23 protein-coding genes are annotated in these 24,678 nt (G+C 71.1%); 11 read left to right on the top strand and 12 right to left on the bottom strand.

Annotated features, from left to right (window positions below; translation table 11 throughout):
- Positions 1-218: 218 nt before the first annotated feature.
- Complete coding sequence (locus MFF58_RS22765) at positions 219-893, bottom strand: Crp/Fnr family transcriptional regulator (RefSeq protein WP_238291264.1); 675 nt, start codon at positions 891-893, stop codon at positions 219-221.
- A 183-nt stretch (positions 894-1,076) separates the two neighbouring features.
- Between MFF58_RS22765 and MFF58_RS22770 the strand changes: the two genes are divergently transcribed.
- Together MFF58_RS22770 and MFF58_RS22775 are read left to right on the top strand one after the other, a co-directional pair.
- A complete protein-coding gene (locus MFF58_RS22770) occupies positions 1,077-1,874 on the top strand; it encodes a pentapeptide repeat-containing protein (RefSeq protein ID WP_238291265.1) in 798 nt (265 codons plus the stop codon).
- 43 nt (positions 1,875-1,917) lie between these two features.
- Positions 1,918-2,307, top strand: coding sequence for a thioredoxin family protein (locus tag MFF58_RS22775; RefSeq protein WP_238291267.1), 390 nt, complete (start codon positions 1,918-1,920; stop codon positions 2,305-2,307).
- Between the two features lie 105 nt (positions 2,308-2,412).
- On the opposite strand, the gene MFF58_RS22780 is transcribed toward MFF58_RS22775, so the two are convergent.
- The gene (locus tag MFF58_RS22780; protein WP_238291268.1) at positions 2,413-3,636 is read right to left on the bottom strand and encodes an MFS transporter; all 1,224 of its coding nucleotides are present in this window, start codon (positions 3,634-3,636) and stop codon (positions 2,413-2,415) included.
- A gap of 165 nt (positions 3,637-3,801) precedes the next feature.
- On the opposite strand from MFF58_RS22780, the gene MFF58_RS22785 reads away from it, so the two are divergent.
- The gene (locus MFF58_RS22785; protein WP_238291269.1) at positions 3,802-4,599 is read left to right on the top strand and encodes an AraC family transcriptional regulator; all 798 of its coding nucleotides are present in this window, start codon (positions 3,802-3,804) and stop codon (positions 4,597-4,599) included.
- A gap of 361 nt (positions 4,600-4,960) precedes the next feature.
- On the opposite strand, the gene MFF58_RS22790 is transcribed toward MFF58_RS22785, so the two are convergent.
- Positions 4,961-5,182: a hypothetical protein gene (locus tag MFF58_RS22790; protein ID WP_238291270.1), complete on the bottom strand. Its 222-nt coding sequence runs from the start codon at positions 5,180-5,182 to the stop codon at positions 4,961-4,963.
- A 154-nt stretch (positions 5,183-5,336) separates the two neighbouring features.
- Here MFF58_RS22790 and MFF58_RS22795 point away from each other — a divergent pair, with 154 nt between their 5' ends.
- A complete protein-coding gene (locus MFF58_RS22795) occupies positions 5,337-6,041 on the top strand; it encodes a sigma-70 family RNA polymerase sigma factor (protein WP_373323377.1) in 705 nt (234 codons plus the stop codon).
- A gap of 241 nt (positions 6,042-6,282) precedes the next feature.
- Positions 6,283-6,492 (top strand): hypothetical protein, encoded by a 210-nt coding sequence (locus tag MFF58_RS22800; RefSeq protein WP_238291271.1) that lies wholly within the window; start codon positions 6,283-6,285, stop codon positions 6,490-6,492.
- A gap of 144 nt (positions 6,493-6,636) precedes the next feature.
- Here MFF58_RS22800 and MFF58_RS22805 read toward each other — a convergent pair whose 3' ends face one another.
- Positions 6,637-6,933 (bottom strand): helix-turn-helix domain-containing protein, encoded by a 297-nt coding sequence (locus MFF58_RS22805; RefSeq protein WP_238291272.1) that lies wholly within the window; start codon positions 6,931-6,933, stop codon positions 6,637-6,639.
- A 229-nt stretch (positions 6,934-7,162) separates the two neighbouring features.
- Between MFF58_RS22805 and MFF58_RS22810 the strand changes: the two genes are divergently transcribed.
- The 3 genes from MFF58_RS22810 to MFF58_RS22820 all read left to right on the top strand — a co-directional run bounded on the left by MFF58_RS22810 (position 7,163) and on the right by MFF58_RS22820 (position 12,895).
- Positions 7,163-8,926 (top strand): type I secretion system permease/ATPase, encoded by a 1,764-nt coding sequence (locus MFF58_RS22810; RefSeq protein WP_238291273.1) that lies wholly within the window; start codon positions 7,163-7,165, stop codon positions 8,924-8,926.
- A gap of 9 nt (positions 8,927-8,935) precedes the next feature.
- A complete protein-coding gene (locus MFF58_RS22815) occupies positions 8,936-10,297 on the top strand; it encodes an HlyD family type I secretion periplasmic adaptor subunit (RefSeq protein WP_238291274.1) in 1,362 nt (453 codons plus the stop codon).
- Positions 10,298-10,381: 84 nt separating this feature from the next.
- Positions 10,382-12,895: a hypothetical protein gene (locus MFF58_RS22820; RefSeq protein ID WP_238291275.1), complete on the top strand. Its 2,514-nt coding sequence runs from the start codon at positions 10,382-10,384 to the stop codon at positions 12,893-12,895.
- A gap of 904 nt (positions 12,896-13,799) precedes the next feature.
- Here the strand turns inward: MFF58_RS22820 and MFF58_RS22825 are convergent.
- The 6 genes from MFF58_RS22825 to MFF58_RS22850 form a co-directional block, all read right to left on the bottom strand.
- Complete coding sequence (locus MFF58_RS22825; RefSeq protein ID WP_238291276.1) at positions 13,800-14,279, bottom strand: hypothetical protein; 480 nt, start codon at positions 14,277-14,279, stop codon at positions 13,800-13,802.
- A 313-nt stretch (positions 14,280-14,592) separates the two neighbouring features.
- On the bottom strand, positions 14,593-15,306 hold the full coding sequence (locus MFF58_RS22830; RefSeq protein WP_243985873.1) for a hypothetical protein: 714 nt from the start codon (positions 15,304-15,306) through the stop codon (positions 14,593-14,595).
- A 115-nt stretch (positions 15,307-15,421) separates the two neighbouring features.
- Positions 15,422-15,853: a hypothetical protein gene (locus MFF58_RS22835; RefSeq protein ID WP_238291279.1), complete on the bottom strand. Its 432-nt coding sequence runs from the start codon at positions 15,851-15,853 to the stop codon at positions 15,422-15,424.
- A gap of 7 nt (positions 15,854-15,860) precedes the next feature.
- The gene (locus MFF58_RS22840) at positions 15,861-16,238 is read right to left on the bottom strand and encodes a glycosyl hydrolase (protein ID WP_238291280.1); all 378 of its coding nucleotides are present in this window, start codon (positions 16,236-16,238) and stop codon (positions 15,861-15,863) included.
- A 73-nt stretch (positions 16,239-16,311) separates the two neighbouring features.
- Positions 16,312-16,719 carry a hypothetical protein gene (locus MFF58_RS22845; protein WP_238291281.1) on the bottom strand — a complete coding sequence of 136 codons (408 nt, stop codon included), beginning with the start codon at positions 16,717-16,719 and terminating at the stop codon, positions 16,312-16,314.
- Between the two features lie 596 nt (positions 16,720-17,315).
- Positions 17,316-17,570 (bottom strand): hypothetical protein, encoded by a 255-nt coding sequence (locus MFF58_RS22850; RefSeq protein WP_238291282.1) that lies wholly within the window; start codon positions 17,568-17,570, stop codon positions 17,316-17,318.
- A gap of 611 nt (positions 17,571-18,181) precedes the next feature.
- Here MFF58_RS22850 and MFF58_RS22855 point away from each other — a divergent pair.
- The 3 genes from MFF58_RS22855 to MFF58_RS22865 all read left to right on the top strand — a co-directional run bounded on the left by MFF58_RS22855 (position 18,182) and on the right by MFF58_RS22865 (position 22,604).
- Positions 18,182-18,931 carry a lipase family protein gene (locus MFF58_RS22855; protein ID WP_435404743.1) on the top strand — a complete coding sequence of 250 codons (750 nt, stop codon included), beginning with the start codon at positions 18,182-18,184 and terminating at the stop codon, positions 18,929-18,931.
- Positions 18,932-19,179: 248 nt separating this feature from the next.
- Positions 19,180-21,258, top strand: a complete 2,079-nt coding sequence (locus MFF58_RS22860) for an aconitate hydratase (protein WP_238291283.1) — start codon at positions 19,180-19,182, stop codon at positions 21,256-21,258.
- Positions 21,255-22,604, top strand: coding sequence for an MFS transporter (locus tag MFF58_RS22865; protein ID WP_238291284.1), 1,350 nt, complete (start codon positions 21,255-21,257; stop codon positions 22,602-22,604). Before MFF58_RS22860 ends, MFF58_RS22865 begins: the two co-directional genes overlap by 4 nt.
- 318 nt (positions 22,605-22,922) lie before the next feature.
- Here the strand turns inward: MFF58_RS22865 and MFF58_RS22870 are convergent, their stop codons facing one another.
- A complete protein-coding gene (locus tag MFF58_RS22870) occupies positions 22,923-23,633 on the bottom strand; it encodes a DUF1013 domain-containing protein (RefSeq protein ID WP_238291285.1) in 711 nt (236 codons plus the stop codon).
- A 285-nt stretch (positions 23,634-23,918) separates the two neighbouring features.
- Complete coding sequence (locus MFF58_RS22875) at positions 23,919-24,605, bottom strand: TetR/AcrR family transcriptional regulator (RefSeq protein ID WP_238291286.1); 687 nt, start codon at positions 24,603-24,605, stop codon at positions 23,919-23,921.
- Between the last annotated feature and the right edge of the window lie 73 nt (positions 24,606-24,678).

A 24,678-nucleotide genomic window follows, 5' to 3' on the forward strand; every position in this document is an offset into this window, starting at 1 on the left:
TGCGCCATTTGGCGGTAGAACGCGATCATCCGGGATGCCGGCAGCCTGCCACGCGACCTCGTCGGGCCGCTCTCACCCCGTGACGGGCACGGACCGTCCGGGCTTCTGCAACAGGCGGGTACCGGATCTTCGCCGTTCGGCCCCGGGCAGACGGTCCACCGCCAGCCCAACGCGGTCGAAAAGCTCGCTTCGCCTCGGCCACCGAAGCCGATGCCAGCTCACCGCCGGCCCGCGGCCTCCAAGCCGGTACGGTCGACGATCGCGACCGCGCCCCGGCGCAGTTCGATCAGGCCCGCCTCGGCCCAGTGCGCCAGGATGCGGCTCACCACCTCGCGCACGCTGCCGACGTCGTCCGCGAGCTTCTGGTGGGTCACGGCGGCGATGCCCCGCGGGTCGGCCTCCGCGACGAGGCGTTGCGCGAGGCGCTGCTTCAGCGGTGCGAAAGCGACCGCGTCGATCAGCGTGAAGAGGCCGGACATCAGCCGCGTGTAATCCTCCATGACGAAGCTGCGGAAGGCGGCGCTCTCGCCCATCAGGTGCTGGAACGTGCCGACCGGCAGAGCCGCGAGTTCGGTTCGTTCCTCGGCCACGCTCTGCGCCGGGAAGGTGCCACCGGACAGGAGGCATTGCGTGGTCAGGGCGCAGGTGCCCCCCGGGCCGACCTTGTAGATCAGGACCTCGCGCCCGCCCTCCGACATGCGGAAGATGCGCGTGCGGCCCTCCAGGCACATCAGGTAGTTGGCGCATTCGCCATCCAGTTCGTACGCGATGGCACCGGCGTCCAGCACCGGGAAGTGAACGGTCCCCCGGGCGATCTGAAGCTGCGCCGGGCTGAGCGCTTGGAGAAGCGGAAACCGGTCGATCCAGCGCTCGACCTTCTGCGCGTCCGTCATGATTGGCGTCGTCCCCGGCCAGGACGACGGGCTGATCGTCCGGCGCGCGTTGCGTTTCTCGGCCGCCTCACCGGACTTGTGTGACCTGGGTCACCGACCGGATGCGGTGCCCGGCATAGCATCGCGTCACAACGAACACGATACGAGCGCCCACCCTGCGCGGCGCCCGCCGGGAGTGAACCGATGCGCCACCTTGCCCTCAGCCTCCTGCTCGCCGCCGCCGCCGGCCCTGCGGCGGCCGAACAGGATCTGCTGCTCGGGGCCGACATGTCCTCGCCGGCGATGACGGAGGCGGAGATGAGCCGCGCCGACATCGCGGCGATGATCAAGGCCGCGGACGGCAAGCCCGTCGATCTACACGACAAGGCGCTGTCTGGCCTCGATCTCTCCGGGATGAACCTCCGCGGTGCCAACCTGCGGACCGCGCGCCTGAACAAGGCCAATCTGCGCGGCGCTGACCTCAGCGGCGCGAATCTCGAACAGGCGTGGTTCCTGAAGGCCGACCTGTCGGGCGCCAAGCTCGCGGACGCGAAGATGTTCGGCATCACCGCTCGCGACGCCGACTTCCGGGGCGCCGACCTCAGCCGCTCCGTGCCGATCGGCGACTTCAAGGGCGCCAACATGAGCGGCGCGACGCTGGTCGACCTCAAGGGCGGCGCCGACATCAAGAACCAGTCCATGGGCCTGATGCGAGCGGTGTTCACCTCGGTGAACCTCGCGGGCGCCAACCTCAGGGGAGCCAACCTCGGCCGATCGCGCCTGGAATATGCCAATCTCAAGGATGCCGACCTGACCGACGTGGTGCTGATGGGCTCGGACTTGTCCGGGGCGAACCTGACCGGTGCCACGGTCGCGGGCGCGGATTTCAAGAACGTCGATGTCGGTGGTGCCCGGCTGATCGACCTCAAGGGTCAGCGCGAAGCGAGGGACTGGGCCGAGCGCGTGAACGCCGATCGCGCCGTCACCCAGGCGTCGAACTGATCCCCATCCCGCATCCGCGCAATTTCATGGAGCTTGCTGAACCATGACGACCCGCCGCCTCCTGCTCGGCGCCCTCGCCGCCACCGCCTGCTTGATCGGCCCCCGCGCCATCGCTTCCGAGAGGCCCTACACGCCGGCTGACTTCGAAACGGCCCAGAAGGCCGGCAAGCCGATCCTCGTGCACATTACCGCGCCGTGGTGCACCGTCTGCGCCGCGCAGAAACCGATCCTCGCCAAGCTGGAAGCTCAGCCTCGGTTCAAAGATCTGCAGGTCTTCGACGTCGATTTTGACAGCCGCAAGGACGTGCTGCGGCGGTTCGGCGCGACGATGCAGAGCACGCTGATCACCTTCAAGGGCGAGAAGGAGACCGGACGCTCGGTGGGCGAGACCCAGCCGGAGTGGATCGAGGGGACCGTCGAGAAGGCGTTGTAGGTCGGCCGCGGCGGCGTCCGGCCTCGCGGTCCTGGCCGGCACCCGCGCGGTTCAGGGGCGCGCGCGGACATTCTGACAGACCGGAGGGGCCGCCGTCCCGCCGCCTCAAGCCGGCCGGCGTGCCGTTCGCACGGCCATCAACGCCAGCGCCGACGCTGCCAGGGTCAGCGGCCCGAACGAGACCCAGAGGACCGCGTCCCAGCCGTAGCTCGTCAGCAGACCTCCGGACGAGAACGAACCCAGGGCCACCATCCCGAACACGATGAAGTCGTTGACCGACTGCACCCGCGTCCGCTCCTCGGGCCGGTGGCACTCGAGCACCATTGCCGAGGCGCCCACGAAGCCGAAGTTCCAGCCCAGGCCGAGGAGGATCAGGGACAGCCAGAAATGCGCCACGTCCACGCCCGCCAAGCCGATGATCGAGGCCGCGCCCGTCAGGGCGAGACCGGCCGCTACGACCCGGGAGGCACTGAAGCGCGTGATCAGTCGTCCGGTGAAGAAGCTCGGGCCGTACATGGCGATCACGTGCCACTGAAGGCCGAGGTTCGCGTCCTCCTGCGCGTGGCCGCACAAGTGCATGGCCAGCGGCGCCGCCGTCATCACGAAGTTCATCAGCAGGTACGACACGGCCCCGCAGACCACCGCGATGACGAAGCGCGGCTGAGCCAGGATCTCGGCCAGAGGCCGCCCGCCGTCGAGATCGTCCGCGGCGGGGCGCGGCAGGCGGACGCCGGAGAGGATGACGGCCGCCAGGGCGGCGACCCCGGCCTGGGCCAGGAAGGTGGCGGCGAACAGGTGGGGCGGCCACAGGTTCATGGTGTGCGTGACCAGTTGCGGGCCGATCACGCCCGCGAAGATCCCGCCCGCCATGACGGTGGACAGCGCGCGCGCGCGCCGCTCCGGTGCGACGCACTCCGCCGCGGCGAAGCGGAAGGAGAAGACCACGGCGGCGTAGGCGCCGCCGAAGAACATGGCCGCGCTGAACAGCCAGAAGTTGGCGGTCAGGATGGCCAGGGCCGACAGCAGCCCGACGAGCACGCCGCAGCCCGTCCCGGTCGTGAAGGCGGCGTTCCGGCCGTAGCGGCGGGCGATGCTGCCGGCCGGCAGGGAGCAGGCGGCCATGCCGACGACGAAGATCGAGATCGGTAGCGTCGCCAGGACCTTGCTCGGTGCCAGCATGTTGCCGACGATCGCACCGGTCGAGAATACGACCACCGAGTTCGCCCCGGCGAGCGCCTGCGCGATGGCGAGCCTCAGAACGTTGGCTGCCCCGGGGCGGGCCGAGGGAGGAGGCGCGCGGTCGACGGTCGACGGGGAGGCGTAGGACATCAGGCGCTCGGATTTCGACAGATAGCTGCCCGAGGGTCGGACGGCGCGCAGCGAACACGGGTCGCCGGGCTCGGCGGGTCGCAAGGGCTATAGACGAGGGATGCCCGTCCGTATCTCAACGAGAGGCCAACTCGTGTAGAATAGCTGCCAACCTGGGAGCGGGCGATGCTGTGGGAGCCGATCGACGCGCCGCCCGGGCTGGGGCCGCCCAAGCCGATCACGGTGCGTGCCCAGACCATCCCGGCACGCGGGTATTTCGCCGAGCACGCGCACCGCTGGCACCAGATCGTCTACGCCACGTCCGGGGTGCTCACGGTCGCCGTGGAGGGGCGGTCCTTCGTGATCTCGCCGGAGCAGGCCGTGTGGTTGCCGACCGGCGTCCGCCATCGGGTCGGATCACTCCTGGGCGCCCAGTTCCGCAGCCTGTGGGTCGCCGACGAGGCCGGACACGACGTGGCGGAACGCCCGACGGTCTTTGCCGTCCAACCGCTGCTGCGAGCCCTGATCTTGGAGGCAGTCGCGCTTGAGGACGCAACGGACGATGGCGGCTATGCCGGCCGCGTCACCGCCCTGATCCTCGATCAATTCCGGCGGGCGCGACCGCTGCCGGGAGCGCTGCCCTGGCCGCGAGAAGGACCCTTGGTCGGTCTCTGCGAAGCCCTCTACGCAGATCCGGCCGATGCCCGCGGACCGGAGGAATGGGGGCGTGAACTCGGGCTGTCCGCGCGGACCCTGGCGCGGCGTTGCGAGGCCGATATCGGCATGAGCCTGCGGTCTTGGCGGCGTTGCCTGCGCCTGTTCAAGTCCGTCGAGCTGATGGGGGGAGGCCTGAGCGTGACCGAGACCGCGATGCAACTCGGCTACGGCTCGACGTCCGCGTTCGTGTACGCGTTCCGGATCGGGCTCGGGACCAGTCCGCAGGCCTATATGCGCGAGCAGGTATCGGGTCCGCCGGGGCGATAAGGGCCCGCGCCGCAGGTTCGAATGGGGCAACGTCCTCGGGGCCCGGGATGAATCCGTCCCGGCCGCGTCCGTTATGGAGCGCGAGCGGGTGGGATCCCGGCGTCTGCAGCCTCGCGGGGCCGCTCCGAAGCCGACCGGCGGAGCTCCCCCGCTCCTGCCAACCGGTGCGGCCCGGACGCCTTGTCGCGGCGGCGTACGGCGTAGACCGGATTCCGGAGATCGTCCCCGCGGGGTCCGGACGGCCGTCTCCCGACACCCGCCCGCGCGGCCAACCGCGTCGGCCCCGGGGTCCTGGCATTCCTGCCGAGCGCCCGCTCGCCGACCGCCGGGCCGGGCCGGGCAGCGCCGGTCCCGGATCGGATCAGTCGGGCCCTATCTCCGGCGTCTCGGCCGAGCGGTCGAGATGCACGAGCGCAACGCCGCAATCGGCCAGCGCCACGCGCAGAACCTCGACGCACGCCTCGGCCTCCGCCAACGTGAGCAGCCCGCCGCGCCGGTACGTGGCGCCGGAGGCCGCCACGACGACCACCGCAAACCGCCCGTCGGCGCAATCGACGATGCTGTAAGTCACCCGATGCGCCATCCGCCCCTCGTGCCGGCTTCAGGGCCGTGTGAAACGCCATCGCGCCCGGGATCGATCCGCCGATCCAGCGAGTTAGAAGTTCACTGTACAGCGGATGGGCCGATCGTGGCGTCAGCCTGCGGCTCACGAGTCGGAGGGACGTCGCTTGAGCCAGTTGCTGCAGGCCATCGAACTTGATCCGGTTCTCCCAAGTCGGAAAGCGCCGGCGGAGCCGGCCACGCTGCCCCTGTCGGTGCGGCGCCATCTCGGTATGCAATTGCAGGACGCCTATCGTGGAGTGATCCGGTCCGATCCGCCGGACGGCCTGCTCGATCTCATCGCGAATCTCGATCTCAAGCTGACGTCCCGGACGGTTGCGAGCGGCGCGGCTTTCCGCGACGAACTGATGGCGACGCTTCCGGCCCTCCGGACCTATGCGCAGTCGATCGCCGGAAACGCGGCGCGGGCCGACGATCTCGTGCAGGAAGCGCTCCTGCGGGCCTGGGCCAACCAGGACCGCTTCGTGCCCGGCACCCGGCTGAAGGCGTGGCTGTTCACGATCCTGCGCAACCAGTTCTACAGCGAATGCCGGCGGTACCGGCGCGAGATCGAGGACGTGGACGGCGCGATCGCGAACCAACTGGTCGCGCCCGCTCCCCAGGAGCATGGCTCCGACCTGCGGGTGGTTCTCTCCCGCATGGAGCAGCTCCCCGCGCCGCAACGCGAGGCTTTGTTACTCGTCGGCGCGCAGGGGCTGACCTACGAGGCCGCCGCGGAGGTCCTGGGCTGTCAGACCGGCACGGTGAAGAGCCGCGTGAGCCGGGCCCGGGCGTATCTGCATGAGCATCTGGAAGCCCGTTCGACTCTCGCGATGACGTGAGATGGAGATCGACGGGGCAGCACAGGCCGTCGGCCGGTAGACAGGCCGCAGAAGCCAGTCCGGAACGATGCGATCAGAGGAAATACAGGTTCGGCGCGGGCGGAGAGATCCTGCTCTCGACCGCGTCGCGAACGCCAGCGTGCAGGCGCTTATACAGTGAAGGCCATATCTTGAACTTCAGGACTGGACCAAGCATGACGAGGATTGTCTCGCGTCCGACAGCCCTCGCAACTCCGTGCTTATGCCTCGCCGCGCGTCGTATCGGATTATCGAACGCCCCGACGGGCGGTTCGCCATCACCGTGACGCTGACGGGCGGCGGCACCCACGCGCGCGAGGGGTTTGCCACCCCGGCGGAAGTCGATGAAGCCCTGTCGCTTCTGCGCGATCTCATGGCCGCCTGCGGAGCTTCACTCGTCGAGGAACCGACGCTCGGCCTGGCGGCGGAATGAACCGGTCGTCGCCGGCTCCTGGGACCTCGCGCGCCGACGCGGATGCCGGTTCGTCCCCGGGCCGCGTGATGCGGGCACCGCGAGCGAAGACGTCTCGTCATCCCGGGATGACGGAAGGTGCTCGAGCCTTGGCGCGGGCGGCGATCAATCCCCGAACAAGATCTCGAAGGTCTGCGGATCGTAGAAGCGCATCAGGTTCTTGACGAAATCGCGTACATCCACGCCGAGGGCCTCGGCCCAGATCCGGTACCGGTCCGGCGGAACGCGGCCACGCCCGGTCTCCAGCTGCGAGATGAAGGTGTAGTAGTCGGCGCCGACCTGCACGGCGAGCTGCCTCTGCGACAGGCCCCGCTTCTCGCGCAATTCCTTGAGAAATCGCCCCCCTTCCCGGCGCAGCTCCTGCACTTCTTCCGAGCCGAGACGTTGCTGATGAACGTACACGCGTTTGATCTCCCGCCACCGTGCGATGAGGGCTCTCACGGAAGGGTACAGTGATCCTTATATGGACCCGCGGCATGGAACGTCCAGCCGCTCGGTACCTGTACAACCTTGGAAAGAGAAAAGTCTGCTCTAAGATGGATCCTCGCGCAGGGGCCGATCGGACCAGCCCCCGGACGCGGCGCGATCGGCCGTTGGCCGTGAGGCCCGGGCCCGCGCGCAGGGAGTCGCTATGAGCGGTCGTACGACCGAGTCTGTCTTGAGGGATGGCCTTGGCGCGATCCGGCCGGTTCTGTCGACGGTGTTCGTCTTCGCCTTCTTCACGAACCTGCTCCTGTTCGCGGCGCCCCTGTACATGCTTCAGGTGTACGACCGCGTCCTCCTGAGCCGCAACGAGGCGACGCTCGTCGGCATCACCGCGATCGCGGCCCTGGCGCTCGCCGTCTACGCGCTCCTCGAAATGCTCCGGTCGCGCCTGCTGGTCCGGGGTGGGGTGATCTTCGATCGGACGGTCGCCGGACCGGTCTTCGCCATCGTGCACCGGGCCACGCTGCTGCGTCCGCAGGCGGGACACGAATCGATCCTGCGGGACGTCGGCGTCCTGCGCGAGTTCCTGACGGGCGGGGCGTTTCTCGCGCTCTGCGATCTGCCATGGGCCTCGCTGTTTCTGGTCGCCTGCTTCATCCTGCATCCGTGGTTCGGCTGGATGGCGCTGCTCGGGGGCGGAACGCTCCTCGGGCTGACCCTCCTCACGGATCTCACCACCCGGCGCGCCCTCGACGCGGCGAGCAACGCCGCCCGCGAGGCCGGGGACCGGGCCCGCGCGACCTTCCGCGGCGGCGAGGTCTTGCGGGCGATGGGAATGCTCGGCGCCCTGCAGACCCGGTGGAACCGGCGCCACGCGGAAGCGATCCTGCTGCAGGCTCGTGCGAGCGACCGGGCCGGGCTCCTCGCGGCGGCGACGAAATTCGCCCGCATGTTCCTGCAGACGATGGTCCTCGGCCTCGGCGCCTATCTCGCGATCCACCGCGAGATTTCCGCCGGCTCGATGATCGCGGCCTCGATCATCATGGGACGGACGCTGGCACCGATCGAAGCCGTCGTCGGCCACTGGAAATCCCTCACGGCGGCCCGCGGCAGCTACGCGCGGCTGGCCGAGCTGATGGCGCGCGTCGGTCCGGAGCCGGAACGCGTGGCGCTGCCGCGGCCGCGCGGCCTCATCGAGACGGAGAGCCTCGTGGTGACGGCGCCGGGCTCGTCGAAGGCGATCCTGCAGGATGTGAGCATCCGTCTGCCGGCCGGCAGTCTCGTCGGGATCATCGGTCCGAGCGGGGCGGGAAAATCGACCCTGGTCCGGGCGATCACGGGGGTCTGGCCGGCCGCCTCAGGGGCGGTGCGCATCGACGGTTCGGACCTGCGCCACTGGGATCCGCAGGCGCTCGGCCGGCATATCGGCTACCTGCCGCAGGATGTGGAGCTGTTCGACGGCACGGTTGCGCAGAACATCGCGCGGTTCGGCCCGCAGGACGATGCCGCGATCGTCTCGGTGGCGCGACGGGCGGGCTGCCACGACCTGATCCAGGCCCTGCCGGACGGCTACAACACCCGCCTCGGGGCCGGCGGGCACGGCCTCTCCGGCGGCCAGCGGCAGCGCATCGCCCTGGCCCGCGCGATGTCGGGCGAGCCGAGCCTGATCGTCCTCGACGAGCCGAATGCCAGCCTCGACCAGACCGGCGAGGCCGCCCTGATCGAGGCGATGGCCGACCTTCGGCAGCGGGGCACGACGGTTCTCGTCATCACGCACAAAGTCGGCCTCCTAGCGGGGGCCGATCTGATCCTGATGCTGGAGGGAGGGACCCTGGGCGCGGCGGGGCCGCCGGACCAAGTCCTCGCACAGCTTTCCGGGCCCCGACCGGTCCCGGCGCTGGTCAAGGCGGGCCCCGCGGTGCCGCCCGACGGCCGGCGCGGGGCCGAGCCCAAGCGCAGCGCGGGCTGAGCCGTGACGATGCCCGCCGTCCCGAACCTGATCGACGCCTCGGTGCCGAGCGTGCGCCCGGTGGGCGGGAGCCGCGCGGATGGCGCCATGATCGATTGGCGGCGCTACGCGATCGCGGGCTACGCCCTCATCGCCGCGTTCTTCGGCCTCGTGGTCCTCTGGGCGGCCTTCATCCGTCTGGACCGCGCCGTCATCAGCCCGGGCGTCGTCGTCACGGAGAGCAGCCGGAAGACCGTCCAGCATTTCGAGGGCGGCATGGTCCAGGCGATCCTCGTGAAGGATGGGCAGGCCGTCCGGGCCGGCGACGTCCTTCTGCGCGTCGATCCCGTCCAGTCCCAGGCGAGCGCGGAGCTGTTCCGGAACCAACTCGACGCGGCCCGGGTGCTCGAGGCGCGCCTGCGGGCCGAGCAGGACCAGACCGACGACCTGCCCCTCCCCGCCGAGCTTGCCGCGCGCCGCGGCGAGCCCGCTTTGGCCCGCATGATCGCCGACCAGACCGGCGAGATGTCGGAGCGGCGCAAGACGCTCAACGGCCAGCTCGCCCTCGTCGACGCGAAGGTCACCCAGCTCAGGACGGAGATCTCCGGCCTCGCCGTCGAGAAATCCTCGGTCGAGGCGCAGGTCGGGTTCATCCGCCAGGAGCTCGAAGGCCTCCGCGGCCTTCACCAGAAGAACTTGATTCCCCTCTCGCGCCTCCTCGTCATGGAGCGGGAGCGGACGCGGCTCGAGGGCGTGATCGGGCGCTCGATCGCCGAGCGGGCGAAGGCCGAGAACGCCATCAACGAAGCGGGGCTGCAGAGGACCCAGTTGAAGCAGAAGCTTCAGGAGGCTGTGACGACGCAGCTTCTCGAGACGCGCCAGAAGATCGGCGAATTGCGGGAGAAGCTCGTCGTCGCGCAGGACGTCTTTCGCCGCCACGAGATCCGCGCTTCGCACGAGGGGGTCATCCAGGCGCTGAAGGTCTACGCGATCGGGCAGGTCATCCGGTCGGGCGAGCCGCTGATGGAGATCGTTCCGACCACGGATCGCCTCGTCGTCACCGTGCAGTTCTCGCCCAACGACCTCGAGACCGTCCGCGCGGGGATGCGGGCGGAGATCAAGTTCCCGAGCTTCCAGGCCCGCCGCACGCCGACGCTCTTCGGGACGCTCGCGACGGTCTCGCGGGACCGGCTCGTCGATGACGGCACGAAACAGCCCTACTTCGCCGGCACCGTCGAGATCGACGAGCACGCGCTTCCGGCCGAGGTCCGGCACCGTCTCCTCGCCGGTCTCCCGGCCGAGGTGATCGTCTCGGCCGGGGAGCGGACGGCGCTCGAATACATGTTCGCCCCCTTCTTCGACGCGATGGGACGCGCCTTCCATGAACGTTAGAGCGCTCGGCAGCGAGATGGCGGCCGGACAGGCGCACGGCCCCCTCGGCGAGGGGAACACGGGCACCACGAGAGGGAGCGGACGATGAGCGCGGTCATTCCCTTCCTTCGCCCGGCGGCGCGATCCGACCGCTGGTCGCAGCAGGAACTCGCCGAGTTCTACCGGGTCGAAGCCGCCCTCCTCCGCGCCGGGATCGGGATGGCCAGCGAGCACGGCGTCACCGACGAGGGCGAGCCCTGGTTCGTCTTCTGCCGTCCCGACGGCGACGTGATCATGCATTTCGCCCGGATCGACGGCAGCTACCTGATCGCCTCCGACGTGCTGGACCGCCCCGTGCGCGGCGCGGATTTCCGGGCCCTGATCGACCAGATCGCCCGGCTTCACCCGAACCTGCTCCCGATCCCGGCGGTCGCCAGGGGCACGAAGCTGGTCGTGCATCCCGCCGCCCTGCTGGCGGCCCTGGTCGCCGCGGCAGCCCTGAGCCTGTCCTCCGAGGAGGCGCATGCGGGCGAGCTCGCGCCCGGTCTCGACCCCCTTGCCCCGGCCGATGGCGGTGGCGGGACTGGGCAAGGCCAGCCGCAGCCCGCCAGGGCCAGGGGCGCGTCCGGGCCGGGTGAAGAGGGCGACGGCCGCAAGCAGGTCGAGGCGATCATCCTGTCCACGATGATCTTCGCGGCGGAAGCGCTGGCCGGCGGTCACGCCGCCGCGAGCGCGGATCTTGACCCTCTGCTGGCGGATCTGGCGAGCGGCACCGCGCACCAGGGGGGGCAGAGCGATCTCGCGGCGGGGACGGGCGGCGGAGGCAATGCCGGGCCCACAGCCGCCCCGGTTCAGCCGACCGCTCTGACCGCGCAGGGCAGCGGCGCGAGCCAGGACACCGCCGCCCCGGGAGGCCGGATCGATCCGGCGCCCGCGATCCGGGCCGATGTCCACGGCGACCGAGCAGGGCTGCCCGGCCGCGAGACCGAGTCTCATGCGCCGAGTATGGGCAACGACATCGGGTTCGCCCGGGTCGCCGCCGAGACGGGGGCCGTGGCAACCGGCGGCCAGCAGGCATCAGCGACCGGCCGAAGCGAGGGTGCCGCCGAGTCGTCGGCCGGATTGGGGGCGGACAGTGGCGATCAGCGCGGCCATGGCAATCAATCCCTGACGCCGGACTCGAACGCTCAGCCACGGCTCGCGGAGGCGGCCCGGGCCGAGGCCGGATCCGGGGCGGGCTCGCCGGGGTGGGTCCCTGCGGCAGGACAAGCCGAGGCGAACCGAACCTCGGCGGCCTCGGCAGCATCGGCGTCCCGTGACCCGGATGACCGGGGCAGCGACCGCGGCCATGGCGCCCGCGCCGACGCCGCGGCGGACAGTTCTCACGTCGAGCGGGCGGAGAACGGCCACGCCGGCATGCACCAAGACGGGCAGGCCCGGGCGGTCGCGCACCAGGAGACCGGGTCGGGTCCGCAGGGAAGCGCCACTGGTGATCACGGCTCGGCCCTGCAGAAAGCCGCGTCCGCGTCCGGGGCCGGCTCGCCGGTCGATCCCGACAGGGACGTCCACGCGACAGGCCCCGCCGAGCAGAGCGATCACCGGGGGGCAACGCCGCGCGACGCCCACTCGATCGAGGCCGGTTCCGAGCCGGGCACGCCGCCGGGAGACGCCGGAATGCACTCCGGCTCGGCGCCAGGCGCGCCGCCGTCTCACGCACCCGTCGCGCTCGCGGCTTCCGTCCATGGACCGGAAGACAGCGCGAGCGACCGCGGGTCGGGCGGGGGGGACGGGCCGTCTTCGGGACACGGGCCGTCTTCGGGACACGGGCCGGGGGCATCCTCCAGTGCGGACCCGGCCCAGGCGGCGGCCCCGTCATCGGGGTCTCCTCACGGAGGTCTGGACAACGCGCCTGCGCAGGCTGCGGCCCCGGACGACGCCGCGTCGCCCACGCCTCAACACACCGCCTCGCGGGACTTGGGGCCGCATTCCGATGGGTCGGCGGCGTCCCAAGGGCAGGGTCCAGACGCCGCCAATCGCGGCTCGACGACTCAGAGCGGGGGCGAGCCTGCGGGGGCGCAGGATCATCCCAATGCCGACATGCCAGCCAGCTCGGCAGTCCCGGCGGGGTCGGGCAGACATGAGGCTTCCCACGCTGAGGCCACGCCGCCCGAACGCGGCACGCCAGCCCCGGCCGGCAGCCAGGACGCGCTCAACCACGGGGACGCCGGCGGTCCGCCCGCGCCCCGTGGCGGCCCGAGCGCGACGGCCGATCCCGGTCGCGGGCAGGTTGATGCCCCCGATGCTGTATCCCACCGCGTCGATCAGGGAGCGCAGGGAGGGGCACCCGAGAGACTCCCGAGTGCCGAGGCCCAGCATCCCTCCGATGACGGCAAGCCCGTCCAAGCCGCGACGCTGCCACCCCAGGGCCCGTCGGACTCCGCCGCGCCCCGCGCGGCCATCGATTCAAAGGGAAGCCTCGTCTTCCACGGCGACGCCCATCACGACGCGCCGCCACCGGCCGCCGCTCACGGTCCCGACGAGGCGGCGCATCCGTCCATCAGTCTCGTCGGCGTCTCGGATCATGGCCCTGTCGTCCATGACTTGTATCATCATGGTTAGGCGCGCGGTGTGATGCGCCCGAGCGCCCGCTTCCGGCACCTCGCGCACGTGGCCGACCTCGCTCGCGAAGTTCCGGGGGGGCGCCGCGCCGCGCCGCGCGGGCGCATTGCTGGCGGAAGCCGGTGGGCGTGCGCGCCCGGGCGGAAGCGAGCGCGCCCGTCGAACCTGCGGGGCCCTACGCGGGTTGACCCTCCTATAAGTTGTAGGAGACCTGCCCCATGCCCCAGATGTTCGACTGGATCTTCTTCGCCATCATGCTGCCCTTCCCGGCATTCCTGCTCTGGGATTTCTACCGGACCCGCGACACGTCCCGGCGCGTCAAGCAGCTCTAGCGTCCTGACGTCGAGGCGGCGGCGCCCTTCGATCGAACCCACGGGACACGATCGGAGGGCGTCGGGGGGCTGTGGCCCGGCGGTGGCGGCGACGTGGCTGCGGCGAGGATCGCGCAAACGCGTCCTCGCAGGGCGGCCGCCTCGACGGATGATCCGCCCCCTCGGCGATGGCCACGGGTGGGGCGCAGCGGCCGGTCGGTGGCCCCCTGGCCGGGGCGGGCGGATCGGCTAGGGCCGACATCCTAAGCCATGCCGGTCAAACCTGCGGGGCCGCGGTCCATCGGGACCAGGGCGCCGCGAACAACGCGGACGGCGACCTCCCGGCCTTCTGCCCGCGGTGCCGCAGATCCACGGTCAACCGGGGCCTCGGAGGCGGCGCTGCCGTCCGCCCTCTCAGCGGAAGGCGCTCCGTGACCTGTTCGGCGGCCCCTGCCTCCCAGCCTTTCGGCCCCCGCCACTCTGCGCCCACCGAGGTAAGACCAGACCGCCTCCACACCGCCCGCCCGCGGGAGGGTGTCCGGCGGGCGGATTGAGGCTGTGGGGCGGTCCATCACGCCGCGGGGCGCCAGCCACTAGGGGAGCTTCCAGGTTGCCTTATGCGGCACGATCGTCATCGGTCGGGCGCCTTCAGGTACCTTCACGGACTGGAAGGTGTAGTCCGCCGACCCCGCGATGCCGTGGTATTTCCCCGTGCCGCCAACGAAGACGTGGCGGCCGTTCTTGGCGTTCGCCTCGTAGGTCGAGAACACCTGATCGCCGTCCTTGTCGGTATCGATGCAGCTTCCGCGATTGACTACGTCGTTCCCGTTGGCCTCGCGCATACCGATGCAGCGAGTGCCCATGTCGTTAAACGGCGCTTCGCCCGCATCATTGCGCGTAATACCGGCGCTCTCATAAATAGAGGCGGTCCGGTCCCCCATCTTGATCGGGGTCGCGGAGACGTTGACGTAGTGGGTCGTATAAAGTGCGGTGCCTTCTTTCGGAAAATCCCCTGCTTCGGCACCGAAGCAGGCGGGAATCATCAAAGCACAAGCCCAGATGACGTTCCTCATTGATGTCTCCACTATATATCGATCATATTCACCCGATATGCGTGCGAAATGAGTGTTTCGACCATGTCTTGAATGACGATCATTGCACGGATTCAACAATACATTCAAGATAGAAACATCATCGCGTCTTGCGCGCGTTCGGCTGGCGACCGAATGCTCAAGACCGGGCCTGGCCAGGCTCGTCGGAACCGTGGCCTCCCGGCGCGCCTCGTCCCTGTTCGCCACGCCGGCGTTCTTCATGTCGTCGGGTCGCAAACCTTCGCCGCCTAGCTCGGCCCGTCCCGCCACCCGCGCGACGTCTCGGACCGCCTGATCAAGCGAGGATGTTGACGGCGCGCGCGGCGACCAGCGCCACAGTGAGCAGGGAGATCAGCGCCTCGGACATCATCAGCAGTTTCGCGCGCGGCGTCAGCGGCAGCGTGTCGGTGGGCGAGAAGGCGGTGGCGTTGGTGAAGGCCAGAAACAGGTAATCCACGAAACCCGGCACGAACGGGTCCGCCGCATCCTGCTGCGGCAGTGTCATTTGTGGGAACAGAAAATCGGGATCCCGCGCACGCGGATGGCCGCGCAGGGCCGCGCCCCCGCGATCTGTCGTCCAGAACCACAGGGCGAAGATCACGACGTTGGTGCCCCAGATGTTGAGGGCATCCACGAGCAAGGTTGAGCCGCCGGCGGCCTTGCCGTTCAGGAGGGCGTGGACCAGGGCTGCGAGGGCCGCGGTGTTCGCCGCGGTGACGAGCGCCGTCATGAACAGGGCCATTCCGCGGATCAGGCGATGATGGCGGTGGACCTCGGTCCAGTGCGAATCTGTCGTGGCGCGCCGTGCCCGACCCTGGTTCCAGGCCGTGGCGGCCGAGAGCGGTACCAGCAGGGTGAGTTCGAGCGTTGGGGCGAGCCAGCGCGGTCCGAGGGAGAAGTCGTTCACGATCAGCAGCTGGAGGCCGGCCACGCAGGCGATGGCGCCCCGGGCCAACCAGAAGTCCAAGGCGCTGGTTCGAACCCGATCCGGGTGCGGCGGCCTCACCATCGACGACGTTCCCGACAAGCCACCTGAGCGGGGCGAGCGCACCCATAACGCTTCTTGCCCCATTCGGCGGCGATGTCCTCGGTCATGCGGCCGACCTTCGGCCGGCGGCCCCCGGTCACCGACCGGTCGTCGAGCCCGTCGTGGTCGTCGACTTCACCGGCTTGGAGCCGGGCTCGTGCGCCATGGTCTTCGTGCGGGACTCGACCTCGCCGTCGCGCACCTTCGTCTGCGTGTGCGACTTCGAGAAGGTCCCGCCGTCGTGGGCCATCGCCTTCGACTGTCCGTTCAGCCCGCCGTTGCCGGTCTCGTTGACGTGCGAGCGGTCCATGGTCTTGCCGCCCGCCGCGCTGCCGCCGGTGGCCAGGGACGAGCCGGTCGCTCCGTTCGCGCCGGTCGAGGTGCCGCCGGTCCCGACCGTGGAGGCGGACGTGCCCCCGGCCGCGGCCGATCCGGCGGTGCCGCCTGTGGCGCTGCCTTGTGCCTGCGCCAGCGCCGGGAGGACGATAAGCCCGAGGGCGGCGAGGGGAACGATGAATCTTGTCGTCATGTCGGCCTCACTTCCTGTCCTTGGGAACGGTGACGACGCAGTCGCCGTCGCCGGTGGTCGTCATGGTGCTGCCGCCGGGATTCGAACTCGATGCCGAACTGCTGGTCGAGCCGGCGCCGGACCTCGTGGTCACCGACGGGCCGCCCGTGGTCGAGCTCGTCACGCCGTCCGGCCCGGCCGTGACCGAACTCGAAAGGGGCCCGGTGTTCCGCGCGGCGTCGGAATGCACGACCGTGCAGGGCTTGCCGTTCGGGCCGGTCGTCAGGGTCGTGCTCCCCGAGACGCCGTTCGGGCCCGTCGTGACGGTGCTGGTCTGGGCATCGCTCGCGGCGACGCCGGCCAGGAGGAGGGCGCCGCCGAGAAGCGGCATGATCAGGCGAGGCATGGTCCGGTCTCCTCAAAGACAAGGCGGGCGCGGCCCCGACGGACCGCGCCCGATGCATTCACCCGCTCCGGGCTCAGCGCTTGGTGTGGCCCGGGGCGTTCTCGGAGTTGCCGGGGCCGCTCCGGTCATGGCCGGGGGCGCTGCCCGACTTGCCCGCGCTGTCGGACATCCCGGACGACGAGCCGCCGGCGCCCATCGACGAGCCGCTGGTGCCCTTGCCGGCCGACGAGCCGCCGGTGCCGACGGTCGACGAGCTCGTGCCGCCGCCGGCCGACGAGCCGCCGGTGCCCACGGTCGACGAGCCCGAACCGCTGCCCGAGCCGGCCGCGGATCCGCCGGTGCCGACCGTGGACGAACTCGTGCCGCCGCCGGCCGAGGAGCCGCCGGTGCCGACCGTGGAGGACGACTGCGCGAGCGCCATGGCCGCACCGCCGATGACGAAGGTGGTCGCGAGAGCGGCGACGCGAACGTGCTTCAGCATGAAAAGACTCCGGTTGTTCCTGTCGTACGGGTTTAAAAACGGGCAGCGAAAGAAAACCGTTCCACAGTTATGCTGCAAAAATGCGCAATCTGCTTATATTAACGACGGGTGAATGCCAAAAATACCTTTCCTTCACTGTCCGCCGCCACGTCGAAGGGCGCCGGCGCCTGGCGCCGTCATGACCCGACGGGTTGAATGCGACGGCGTTCCTCTGCCGGCCCGTGACCGGATTCGGATGTGCGCCGTAAGCCCGAAACGAGGAGGCTCGGGGAGGATGCTCGGGGAGGATGCTCGGGAATGCATCGCGTCTCCGGTGGCTGCACGACGGAGGGGTCGAGCCGGGCCGCCGGCTCGTCGGCCAGGGCCGGCGATCCGACGGTGCCGAGGTCGCCGGGGTCAAGGGCGTGCCGGTCTGGAACGGACGGCGCCTGCCCGGAGGCCTCACCGGAGGCGGTGCGCCCGGCGCCGACCCGGTCGGGTATTCGACGGACAGCCCGACCGCAGGGCACGGGGGCGGCCGGCTTGCCCGGGACGCGGGATCACAGGACGGCCCCGCGAAGACCGGGTCAGCGCCGCAGCCGCTCGACGACCGGGGTTCAGTAGCGACCGTAGCCGCCGTACCCGCCGTAGCGGCGCCCCTCGTAGATGCGCACGTCCCGGCGCCCGTAACCGCCGAACTCGCGGTGGCGGCGATAGCCGTGCGCCGGAGCCCAGGGCGGGGGGCCGCCGTGACGGAAGCCGCGTTCACCCCTGGCCCAAGGCGGGTCGGCCATGGCCGCCGTGGACGTCCCGAGGACGCCGCCCGCCAGTGTCAGCGCACCGATCACGGCGAGCATGGGCTTGCGAAACATCGAGTGCCTCCCTCGTGCCGGAATACCCCCGACCACGGTCCAGAGACGGCTTGCCGGGTCGAACCGTTCCATCGAAACCCGCGGGGTGGCCGCCAGCCTTTTCACTCGGCTCACCGGCACGGCTTTCACCTTGCCGCCTCACCGCCCCGGTCTGCTCGACGGGGCGCCGTCGCCGCCCCGTCGTCCGCCGGGAGCCGAAGCGCGGCGGAGGCCCCGGAGGCGGACGGTCGGGGATCGCGGGGCCTTGCCGAGGACTTCTCCGAGGCCCGCCGCAGGGGGCTCGGGCGCGGGCGGGCCTCGGGATCCGGGGATGCGCTCGAGGTTCCGGGTGGATCCCGCGCCCGGATCGCGCACCCGGATCGCGCACTCGGGGGCCTCCGAGCGTCGCCCGCACACGATCATGATCCGGCCGGAGACTTGGCCGCAGTACCACCCGCGCCGGACGGCCCTATCTGGCTCAGCCGGCCAACACATCGATCGGGGAGCGGACACTGGGGCGGACGCGCATCATCGGCATCCACGGACTCGCCAACAAGCCGCCGCGCGACGAGAAGGCCGGCTGGTGGCGCACCGCGATCCGCGAGGGGCTGGATCGCAACCGCGGGTTACAGGTGGCGGAGGCGGACCTCGCCTTCACGTTCGTCTACTGGGCGGACCTCCGCTACCCGCAACCGCTCTCCGGCGACCGCAACCGCGAGCCGTATCGGCCCGATTACGGCCTCGGCCCGTTCCCCTCCCCGGCGGGGGACCCCGGCCAAGCCGAGCCGACGCTCACCGACCGGATCTACCGCGGCGTCTCGTACCTGGAGGAGGCCGCCGGGCTGACCCCGGTGGACGACCTGATCCTGGAATACCGCCTCGATGATCTCTGGGGCTACTACGAGGACGCGGCGTTCCGGGCCTCCGCCCGGGAGCGCCTGCGCGTCGCCCTGGCCGAGGCCGCCGAGGACGACGTGCTCATCGCGGCGCACTCGATGGGCGGCCTCATCGCGTACGACGTGCTGCGCGCCGCCGAGGCGGACCGGACGCCCCTGCCCCGCTGCGCCCTGGTCACCCTCGGCTCGCCGCTGGGGCTCGCCGAGTTGAAGCTGAAGCTCGCCGACGAGCATGGCGGCCTCCGGGTGCCGGCCGCGCTGACCGCCTGGACCAACCTGATGGACCGCCAGGACATCGCCACGGTGGGCGACGACCTGGCGGTGCATTTCGCGCCGAACGCCGCCGGTCTGCGGGTGCGGGACGTGCCGGTGATCAACGCCTACCGGCGCCCGGACGGCACGGAGAACCGGCATAAGTCGTACGGCTACCTGCGGACCCCGGAATTCTCGAAGGCGGTGGCCGACTTTCTGGGCCTCGGGTCCTGAGAAGCCCAGGAACGGGTGTCTCCGCGAGCGGAGCCATGCGTCGGGCCGCGCCCGCGGAGGCCGCGCCGGCCTGGGGGCGCCGCCGCGCCTGCGATGATGCGCGAGGCCGGCAGGTCTCTCCGAGGGCTGACACCCTTCAGCTGGGCCCGACACAGTTCAGGGCCTGTAACCGAGCCGGCTTCCTCGCCCCGTCACCGACACTAGTCTGAGGCCAGCAGGACCGCGCCGCGCAACCACGGGGACGCAACATGGTGGCGTTGAACCTGACGCAGAAGCTCGTCCAGGCGCGCCTCGCCGCGGGCGACCTCACCCCCGGCGGCGAGATCGCCCTCACGATCGACCAGACGCTCCTGCAGGACGTGCTCGGCGGCCCCGTCATGCTGAACCTGGAGGCGATGGGCGTCGAGCGCGTGAAGGTCGCGCTCGCGGCGCAGTACATCGACCACAACCTCGTGCAGAACGACCAGCTCAACGCCGACGAGCACAGGGTCCTGCGCTCGGCCTGCCGCCGCTTCGGCGTCTGGTACTCGCGGCCCGGCAACGGCATCAGCCACCCCGTTCACATGCAGAGCTTCGGCAAGCCCGGCCAGACGCTGGTCGGCTCCGACAGCCATACCCCCGCGGCCGGCTCGCTCGGCATGCTGGCCCTCGGGGCCGGCGGCGTCGAGGTGGCGCTCGCCATGGCGGGCGAGCCCCTGCCGCTGCGCATGCCCCGGGTCTGGGGGGTGAAGCTCACCGGGACCCTGCCCGACTGGGTGAGCGCCAAGGACGTGATCCTGACGCTGCTGGGCCGCCACGGGGTCGAGGGCGGGGTCGGCCGGATCATCGGGTATTACGGCCCGGGCTTGGCGGGCCTGACCGCGATGGACCGGCGCGTCATCGCCAACATGGGCACCGAGATGGGCGCCACGACCAGCGTGTTCCCCTCCGACGCCGCCACCAAGGCGTTCCTGGAGGGGGTGGGACGCGGCGGCGACTGGACGTCCCTCGCGGCGGATGAGGGCTGCGCCGACGACGGCCACGCGGCGATCGACCGGTCCGTCCTCGTGCCGATGATCGCCAAGCCGTCGAGCCCCGGCCACGTCGTGCCGGTCTCGGAGGTCGCCGGCACGGAGATCCACCAAGCCTATATCGGCTCCTCGGCCAAGCCGGGCTTTCGCGATTTCGCGGTTGCGGCGGCGATCGTGAAGGGTGGCACCGCCCACGACCGGGTGTCCTTCGACATCAATCCCTCGACCTGCGTCGTGCTGGAGACCCTGATCCGAGACGGCCAGCTCTCCGACCTGATCCACGCCGGCGCCTGGGTCCACCAGGCCGGATGCAACGGCTGCATCGGCATGGGCCAAGCCCCCGCCTCGGGCCGGAACTCCCCGCGGACGGTGCCGCGCAACTTTCCCGGCCGCTCCGGCATCCGCGCGGACAGCGTGTTCCTGTGCCGCCCGGAGACGGCGGCGGCCTCGGCGCTCTCCGGAACCATCACCGACCCCCGCACCCTCGACATGCCCGACCCGCGGATCGCGCCGCCCGCGATGGTGCCGGGCAACACCACGATGCTGGTGGCGCCCCTGCCGGAGGCGGAGGCCCGCGCGGTCCGGCTGGAGAGATCGGAGAACATCACCACCCTGCCCGACCTCGGCATGCTCGGGCCCGGCATCCGCGTGCCGGTCCTGCTCAGGACCGGCGACGACATCTCCACCGACGACATCATGCCGGCGGGCGCCCGGGTGATGCGCTACCGGCCGAACATCCCGAAGACGAGCGAATTCACCGTCGAGCCGATCGACGACACCGACCCGAAGCGGGCGAGGCAGGGCGGCACGGAGCGTGCCGGCCACGCCATCGTCGGCGGCCTGAACTACGGCCAGGGATCGAGCCGCGAGAACGCCGCGCTCGCCCCGCGCTACCTCGGCCTGGAGATGGTGCTGGCCAAGAGCTTCGCCCGGCTCCACGGGCAGAACCTCGTGAATTTCGGCGTCCTGCCGCTGACCTTCCAGGATCCGTCGGACTACGGCCGGCTGGAGATGGGCGCCACGGTGGAGATCGCTCGCGTCGTCGACGCGCTGGCGGCGGGCCGGGAGATCACCGCGACGGTCCCGCGCCGGCAAGGCGACGATCCGTCTGCGGCACGACCTGTCGCCGCGCCAGATCGGGATCCTGCTCGCCGGCGGGGTCATCAACGGGCTGCGGGGGCGCATCCAGGCCGAGCCGGCCCGCGCCGTCGCCTGATGGCCGAGGGACCGGTCGGACGGGCGGACAGGGGGAGCGGCCGGCCGCAGGGACAACCGCGGAGGCCGCCAGCCGGCCCCGCCGCTGGGAGGATGGCATGAGTTCGGGCGAGGCGGTGCTGCACGAGGACGCGTCCGCGCCGTGGTACGCGGGCCTCACCCCGCGGCACTGGCGGATCCTCTGGGGCAGCTATCTCGGCTGGATCTTCGACGGCTACGAGGCGGTGGCCCTCGTCTACGCTCTGCGTCCGGCGCTCAACACCCTCCTCACCCCCGAGCAGGCCCAGGCGCCCGCCTTCTACGTCGGCGCGGCCATCGGCATCACGCTGCTCGGCTGGGGGCTCGGCGGGCTGCTGGGCGGGATCGCGGCCGACTACATCGGCCGCAAGCGCATGATGATGCTCTCGATCCTGGGCTACGCGGTCTTCACGGGACTGACCGCCTTCGCGGGGAGCTTCACGCAGCTCGCGGTCCTGCGGTTCATCACCGGCCTCGCCATCGGCTCGGAATGGTCCACCGGCATCGCGCTGGTGGCCGAGACCTGGCCGAACCGGGCGCGGCCGAAGGGCTGCGGCTTCCTGCAATCGGGCTTCGGCGGCGGCGCGGTGCTCGCCGCCATCGTCTGGGCGGTGCTGGCGGCCACGAACCCGATGGGAGACCAGTCCTGGCGGATCATGTTCGCGCTGGGCGCCCTGCCGGCCTTCGTCTGCCTCTACCTGCGGCGGGCGCTGGAGGAATCCGAGCAGTGGATGCAGGCGCTGAAGGAACAGCGCTGGGCCGCCACCACGGAGGATGCGGGCCACGCCCCGCGGGCCGCGCAGCGCCCCTTCACCCTGGCGGAGATCTTCCGCGAGCCGGAGAGCCGGCGGCGGGTGCTGCTCGCCACCGCGATGTCCTTCGCCACCACGGTGGGCTGGTGGGCGGTCTCGTCCTGGCTGCCGGCCTATACGGAGGGGCTGGCCAGGGCCGCGGGCGAGCCGGCCGATGTCTGGGGCCCGCGCATGGGCATCATCTACAACCTCGGCGCGATCACCGCCTACGTGGTCTCGGGCTTCGTGGCGGACGCGATCGGCCGCCGCGCCTTCCTGCTCGTGACCTATGTCGGTTGCATCGCCACGTCGCTCGCTTGCTACCTCTGGACCGGCGGGCTGGTGCCGTTCATGGGGCTCGCCTTCCTGAACGGGTTCTTCACCTTGGGCTTCGCCTTCTCGTGGATGGCGATCTACCTCGTGGAGCTGTTCACCCCGGCGGTCCGGGCGACCGCGGCGAGCACCGTGTTCAACGGCGCGCGGCTGATCGCCTGGATCTTCCCGATCATCGCCGGGCAGATCGTCACCTCCTTCGGGGGCGTGGCCGCGGCGGCGCTGACGATGTCGAGCGTCTACGGGATCGGTCTCGTGGTGCCGTGGTTCATGCCGGAGACCGCGGGCAGGCCGCTGCCGGAGTGAGCCGCCAGGACGCGGGACGCCGCGGGCAATCCGGTGCGCTGCCGGGCGCCGCTCGGGCGGCCACCTCTGCGCCCCGCCGTTCCGGGGCACCCCGAGCGGGCCCGGACGGCAGAGCCGCGGAGGCTGCGGGGCCGGCCCGGGCGGTGGCCCTGGATCCCGGGCGCCGCGGCCCCGGAACGACGGCGGGATGACGGAGGCCGGAGAACCCATCACGACCGTGACCGGATCTTCGGGGGGCAGGGATGGGGCAGGGATGGGGCATCGAGACGTGACGTCTCCGCCACCCGGCCCCGCCCTCGGAGAGAAGGCGGGGTCGCCTTACTCCTCGTCGTCCTCGTCCTGATGCCGGCCCTTGAGCTTGGCGAAGACCGAATCGGCGTCGATCCGCTCCTCGCGGCCGCCATGGGCGTCCTCGTGCGCGTGATCCGGCTCGTCGCGGGCCGTGGAGACCTCGGCCGGCAGCAGCGAGGCGCCGGACTCGGCCGCCACCGCGGCCGGGCGGTCGGCCGCCGCGCGCTGGACCTCGAAGTCGAGGTTGATCTGGGTGGTGAGCCCCAGCGTCACCGGGTCCATCGGCTGCAGCGAGCCCGAGTTCCAGTGGGTGCGCTCGCGGATCTGCTGGATCGTCGACTTGGTGGTGCCCACGAGCCGGATGATCTGCGAATCCTTCAGTTCGGGGTGATTGCGCAGCAGCCACAGGATGGCGTTCGGCCGGTCCTGCCGGCGGGACAGCGGCGTGTAGCGCGGCCCCTTGGTGGTGCGCTTCACCTCGGGCAGCTTCACCTTCGAGACCGCGGGCTTCAGCTTGTAGTGCGGCGCCTTCTGGGCCTTCTCGATCTCGTCGCGGGTGAGCTGGCCGGTGGAGACCGGGTCGAGCCCCTTGATGCCGGCCGCGACCTCGCCGTCGGCGATGCCCTTCACCTCCAGCGGGTGCAGCTTGCAGAAATCGGCGATCTGCTCGAAGGCCAGCGAGGTGTTCTCGACCAGCCAGACGGCGGTCGCCTTGGGCATCAGCGGACCCTGGGACATGCTTCTCGTGCTCCGGCCTGGCGGGACGGGGGCCGGGCATCGGGCCGCGGGCTCCGGATGACCGATCCGGATGTCCCGTCTCACGCTGTTGAATGGGGATGCCGCACTATAGGCCGGGGCCGGAGGGGGCGCAATCGCGGCTTCGGGCGTCGACGCGGATTCTCCAGGTCCTGAAGATTCGGCGCCCCAAGGATACGGCGCAGCTTCGCGCCGTGCGCCCGGCCGACGCGCTCCCACGCCCGAACCGGACGCGGCCCGGGCCCCCGGCGACGGTCCGGTCGCCTGTCAGCGCGGCCGCACCCCGTCGAGGAACAGCCGCACCGCCGCCGCCCGCCGCCGCTCCTGCGTCTCCGGGTCCGTGGCGATGCCGTAGAGGATCGCCTGGGAGGACCGGCCGAGGACGAGGCTGAGGAACAGGTCGGCCGCGATCTCGGGATCGGCCGCCGCGATCCGCCCGCGCCGGGCGAAGGCCTCGATGAGCTGCGCCACGGCGCGCACGCCCCGCAGCCAGCCCTCCTCGTGGGCGAGGCGGGCGAGCTCCGGGAACTGCAGCGCCTGGGCGACGAGGTTGCGCTTGAGCATCGCGGCCCCCGGCGACTGCCCGTGGGCCAGCAGGGTGCGGCTCAGGTCGTGCAGGGCCGCCTCGACGTCGTCGGTCCCGACATCGGCCCCGGCGCGGGCCGCCTGCGCCTCCGCGGCGGCGGCGAGGGGCGCCAGCCACGCGGCGATCCGCTCGCGCAGGACCGCCTCGAACAGGGCCCGCTTGTCGCGGTAGCGGGCGTAGACCGTCGGCTTGCTCATGCCGGCGGCCTCGGCCACCGCGTCGATGGAGGTGGCGTCGAAACCGCGCTCCATGAACAGGGCCGTCGCCACGGCGATCAGGTGCGCCTCGCGCCGGGTCGCCTCCGCGCGCGTGGGCCGCCCGCCCCGCCGCGGCCCGACCTCCGCCCCCTCGATCTCGGTCGCCGTCACCCGCGATCCTCCTTGCCCGCCTTCGCCGTTCGTATTATTAAAACGATACCGTACCGTTTTAATATTGGCCAGA

Origin of the sequence: Methylobacterium longum, from assembly GCF_022179385.1 — a bacterium.
GTDB lineage: Bacteria > Pseudomonadota > Alphaproteobacteria > Rhizobiales > Beijerinckiaceae > Methylobacterium > Methylobacterium longum.